This window comes from Alkalihalobacillus sp. MEB130, assembly GCF_032335535.1.
GTDB lineage: Bacteria > Bacillota > Bacilli > Bacillales > Bacillaceae_D > Halalkalibacter.
Window position 1 is genome coordinate 1 of record NZ_JAOANA010000059.1, and the last position, 1,369, is coordinate 1,369.

At 43.5% G+C, this 1,369-nt stretch carries 1 rRNA gene; it reads left to right on the forward strand.

What is annotated here, in order from left to right:
* Window positions 1-1,106: 1,106 nt before the first annotated feature.
* A 16S ribosomal RNA gene (locus N0O92_RS23680) occupies window positions 1,107-1,369 on the forward strand; the annotation flags it as partial.

Here is a 1,369-nt window from a genome sequence, read left to right on the forward strand (position 1 = left end):
TACATCATGAATAAACTTCTTGGAATACATCGTGTCCCCCTGTGAGACGAACCCTTTCTCTTCGTAACACGACGTGGGACACTTCCAAGAAATTACTTCATGGTTAATCATCCCCGTAGAAGAGAAAGGGTGAGCCAGGACGTTGCCAGGCGGGCACGCTCCAAATAAAAGGGGAGAGGTTAAGGATTCACATGACATTAGTGGAACAACAGAACAGCATCTTCCTCGAAAAGCCGATGGTAACATCGTGAATAAGCTACTTGAAATACATCGTGTCCCCCTGTGAGACGAACCCTTTCTCTTCGTAGACCAACATGAGAAACATCTATGAAAATGCTTCGTGAAGAACCTTCCCCGTAGAAGAGAAAGGGTGAGCCAGGACGTTGCCAGGCGGGCACGCTCCAAATAAAAGGGGAGAGGTTAAGGATTCACATGACATTAGTGGAACAACAGAACAGCATCTTCCTCGAATAAGCCGATGGTAACATCGTGAGTAAGCTACTTGAAATACATCGTGTCCCCCTGTGAGACGAACCCTTTCTCTTCGTAGACCTACATGAGATACGTCTATGAAATGCTTCGTGAAGAACCTTCCCCGTAAAAGAGAAATAGCGAGCAAGGACGTTGCCAGGTGGGCACGCTCTGCACAAAAAGCAGGAGGTAAGGGTTACGTGTAATATTAAAACAGCAGAAATCTTTCTCTTCTTTAATAGAAGAGAAGTACAAAATTGGCGCTGTGTTGAAAAAAATAGTTGCTATTCGTTTCTATTTCTGATAGATTAGTAAATCTAGCCGCGAAAATTAATTTTAAAATAATAATTGCGGAGAATTTTATTTTATGATACAATATTTCTTGTCGCTGTGAATGAGTGATTGAGTCGACAGTGTTTCCGCAAAAAAACTTTAAAAAAGTATTGCGCGGAACGAAATGTTATGTTATGATAGTGAATGTCGCTGAGGAAAACGGTGGCGAACGAGTTCTTTGAAAACTGAACAAAAGCCAAGCGAAATAGAGATACATGATATCTCGTCAATTTTTTTCATCGTTTTATTAAAAACGACGAAGTATCGTTAGCGATACATTTTGAGCTAATCAGCTTACCATTTTCATGGAGAGTTTGATCCTGGCTCAGGACGAACGCTGGCGGCGTGCCTAATACATGCAAGTCGAGCGGGCTGATTAAGAGCTTGCTCTTATGACGTTAGCGGCGGACGGGTGAGTAACACGTGGGCAACCTGCCTTGTAGATCGGGATAACACCGAGAAATCGGTGCTAATACCGGGTAACATCTGAGATCTCATGATCTTAGGTTAAAAGATGGCTCCGGCTATCACTACAGGATGGGCCCGCGGCGCATTAGCTAGTTGG